The sequence below is a fragment of the Ursidibacter sp. B-7004-1 genome, from assembly GCF_053654055.1.
Genome location: NZ_JBSIUP010000058.1, coordinates 1 through 4,517 on the forward strand (window position 1 = coordinate 1; position 4,517 = coordinate 4,517).

At 42.9% G+C, this 4,517-nt stretch carries 1 protein-coding gene; it reads left to right on the forward strand.

The features are described from left to right. Positions 1–4,517, forward strand: a 4,517-nt coding sequence (locus ACWIW0_RS11045; RefSeq protein WP_454453355.1) for an Ig-like domain-containing protein, incomplete at both ends; no start/stop codon positions are given.

Sequence of the window (4,517 nt, forward strand, 5' to 3'; positions counted from 1 at the left end):
GCAACCGCTGGATTAGTTGCTGCAACTTTAGGCGGTAAAGGTGGTAAAGGCGGCAGTAGCCCAGCTCATCCATCTACGACTGAAGAAACAACTGAACCAGGCACAGGTGTTACACCTCCAGGCTCATCTGGCTCTGGTTCTAATGGCAGCTATACCCCACCAAGACCTCAACAAGAAAAACCAACAGTAACTGCGAAGAAAGATGGTTCTGTTGAAATCGCTATTGATCCAAACGTTAAAAAATACGAAATTACCTTTATTCCAGAAGGTAAAAACAACCCTATTACAGCAACCCTTGAAAAACAAGCGGACGGTTCATACAAATCTAGCCACCCTGAATACATTCCTGATGTTCCAGCTGGTAGCAACAAAGCCGTTATTCCTGGCGATAGTCTCAAAGACAAATCACTTGTTAGCGTAACAGCTATTAGCGATAATGGTTCTGCGACAGCAACGGTAGAAACCACATACGATAGCGACACACAAAACCCAGAAATCACAAAAGCGGAAACCGTTGATCGCAACAACGATGGCAAACCTGATCTTGTTAATTTAACGGGTAAAGGTGAAAAAGGCGCTACAATCAAAATTAAAGATAAAGAAGGTAATGTTATTGCAGAAACCAAAGTGGATAACAATGGTAACTGGAGCGTACCTGTCGTATTAGATCCAAATAATCCAAATAAAGATCAAGCAGAAGATCTTAAAGTAGAAGCTCAATTACCGGGTAAAAACTCATCTGACGAAGTGCCAGTAACGACTGATAAAGTTGTACCAAGTGACAACCCACAGCCAAACGACACTTACGTTGAACCACCAGTACTTACCCCATCAGCGTCTCAACCAGAAGATGAAAAAATATCTGTTGATGTTAAAGTTCCTGATGATGCAACCAATGTACCGGTTCAGATTTTAGATGAAACTGGTAAAGTGGTTGAAACTATTGACGTTAAAAAAGATGAGCAAGGTAACTTCGTACCACCATCGGATAAACCTGAAGTGGAAGTAACACCAAAAGATGGCGGTTTCACTATCACTATTCCTAAAGATAAGATTCCTGAAAATGGTAAAATTGTTGCGACAGCTGAAAACAGTGCAGGCGATCAAAGTAAACCGAGTGAGCCGATTGTATTAAATGAAGATAAACAACCTGTTTTACAAGATCCAGACACAGTTACTGCAAGCGACAAACCAAGCATTACCCCTAACACCATTAAAGCGATTGATGAAAGCCCAGAAGCGGACAACAACCCTGAAAAAGTAGTATTTAGTGGTACGGCAGAGCCTAATGCGTCAATCACAGCGTATCTTGATAAAGGTGATGGAAGCAAAATCCCAGTAGGTTCTGTGGTGGCAGATAAGGACGGCAACTATGAATTTAATCTTACTGATTTAGGTAAGAATTTTGATATTCAGCCAGGCGATCAAATTACCGTCACAGCGACTACACCAGGTGAAAAAGAGAGCGAACATTCAGAACCTGTAACCGTTCCTGCGGTAGAAGCGGGCAAAGACGGACACCCTTACGATACAAAAGCACCTGAAGCAACGGTAGAGATTACTACCAAAAAAGAACCAGGTGATGGCTCTGCAGAGATTGCTGTAACCAATGCAAAACCGGGTGATAAAGTTACCGTCACAGCGAATAACGGAAAAGATAAATTAACCTTTATTGTTGATGACAATGGTAATTTAACAAAAGATCCAGCAAACACCAATCCATTAATGGAAAAGGCAGAAGTAAACGGCAACACAATCAAGTTACCAGAAGATGTACTTGAAGATGGCTCAAACATCACTGCGGTGGTAACAGATTTGGCTGGCAATTCAATTCCACAGGTATCAGACACAGTAGGTTATGACGAAGCATCAGAAAAACCAACTGAAATTACGGCTACCCCAATTGATACCAATGTAGTGGCAGACAAAACACCAGAAAAAATCAAAGTCACCTTAAAAGGGGAAGATGTAAAACCGGGTTCAACGGTTGCACTGACAGACGAAAAAGGCAATGAAATTGCGAAAATCGTTTTAACACCAGAACATATCAACAGTGACGGTAAAGCGGAATTAGAAGTCCCACTAAACAAAGAGAATCCAATTCCGAAAGAAGTTAAAGCAACGGTACAAGCTCCAGGTAAAGATCCAAGTGAACCAGCAACAGCAGAGTTGCCAAGTTTAGCGGACACCGATGGACTAACAGAAGAGCAACTTCAAGAAAGACACCCGAATGACAAAGGTATTCAAACACCAACAGTTGTGGCTACGCCAAATGAAGTGAAAGTGACAATTGATCCGAAAGATACCGAAACATTCACAGTGACTATCGACCCTAAAGCTGAAGGTGAAGCAACCAAAGAAGTGGTTTACACCAAACAGCCAGATGGCAGCTACACACCTAATGATCCAACGTTCCCTACTTTAGCGAAAGGTGAAGAGACTTTATCTATTCCAAGAGATAAATTACCAGCAGGGGCAAGCGATGTTACTGTTAAGGCTGAAGACATTGTTGGACATACTGCAGAATCAGCAAAAACCCCAGTTGATCCAATTTTAGAGCAAAGTAAACAGCCAGAAGAACTCACTGTTAAAGCAGCAGACACAGATAAACAAGCGGATAGAAACCCTGAAGAATTTACCATTACAGGTAAAGCAGAGCCTAACGCTGAAATTGTGGCGAAAGATCACGAAGGGAATGTAATTGGCAGAGTTAAAGCGGATGAGGAAGGTAATTTCAAACTCATTGCGAAAGAAAATGGTGCAGATATTACTGACAGCAACCAAATCAGCTTAACTGCAACAGCACCGAACAAAGGTGAAAGCAAAGAAACACCAGTGCCAAGCAATAATGGTGAAGTGTCGCATCCAAATGACATCACGCCACCACCTGCGGCAGTACTCGTGCCAGATAACGATAATGCAAAATTCACCATCGAACCAGAAGTAGAAAAAGCGAAAGTTGAATATACCGACAATGACGGCACCAAAAAAACCGCTGAAGTTACTCGTGATAAAGATGGCAACCTCCAATCTAACGACCCGAATGTTAAAGTCGAAGGAAAAGATACCATCATCGTTCCTAACGAAAACACACAAGATGACACCCCAGTAAGCGTTGTCACAGAAGATCTTGCAGGTAACACCTCAGCACCTACAGTTGCAGGCACACCAGAAGAATTGCCAAACAACCCAGAGGACAAACTCAACCCACCAAAAGATCTTAAATTAGAAGCGACAGACACTCGCCAAGGTGGAGCAGACGACCGCACAGAGCCAAACCCAGATCACTTTGTCTTAACAGGCAATGTACCAGACGCACCAGCAGGTACTGAAATTGAAGTGACTGTTGATGGCGTAGTTGTTGGTAAAGGTAAAACAGACGATAAAGGCAACTTTGAAGTTGAATTTAATGACAAAGACAAAGTTAATGGAAGTGGCGAGCCAATCGACATCACCAAAGACAGCACATTAAAAGTGCAGGCGAAAGATCCGAAAAATCCAAATAACAACAGTGTTGAAGCACCAATAGCAGTTGCTGATGCGAATATTGTCAAAGCCGATAACACCGCACCAACAGTGGAACTTGCACCAACACCAAACGGTGCAGAAGTAACCCTTGACCCAAATGCGAACGTTGGCGATACCACAAAAGTAACCGTAGAAAAAGACGGTGAAAAAGTGGAACACGAATACAAAGTCAATGAAGACGGCAAGTGGAAACCAACAGATCCACAAAAATCACCGGCGGTAAACCCTGATGGCACAGTAACTATTGTTGCACCTCCGGGCAGCACCATTAGTGCAGAAACCGCAGATACCGCAGGCAACACTAACAAGCCACAACCAAAACCAAATGCGGAAGCAGGTGATTTACCAACTAATACGGTAAAAGTACCGGGTGAATCTGACCCAACACAACCTGTTGAGGTACCAAAAACAGCCACGCCAACTGCTGAAATCACCAAAGTTATTGACCAAGACAGCCCAGCAGATGGCAAAGCAGATGCTTACGAAGTAACAGGTAAAGTAGCAGGTGAGCCTATTGGAACGCCAGTTAAAGTGTACGATGAACAAGGTAAATTATTGGGTGAAGGCAAAACTACCGATAACGACGGTAACTACGTTATCAACCCAGTTGAAAAACCGGAAAATGGTGACAAACTTGTTGTTAAAGCAGAAAACCCTGCAAAACAACCGAGTGATGCTGTTGAACTCCCAACCTCAGATGTGGTAACGGACTTTGAAGACAAAACTGCCCCTGAAACACCAAGCGTAACCGCAAATGGTGCAGACGGTAGCGTAGATGTCTCTCTGCCGAAAAATGCCGTACCGGGTGATAAATTAGTAGTTAAACTTACCCCTGAAGGTAAAAATACTCCTGAAACGGTTACATTAACAAAACAACCTGATGGTTCTTGGAAAAGTGATAAACCAGAGCTTGTACCAGATGCAATTGACGGACAAGACAAAGTCACCATTCCAGAAAATGTGGTAAAAGATGGCTCAGAAGTGACCGC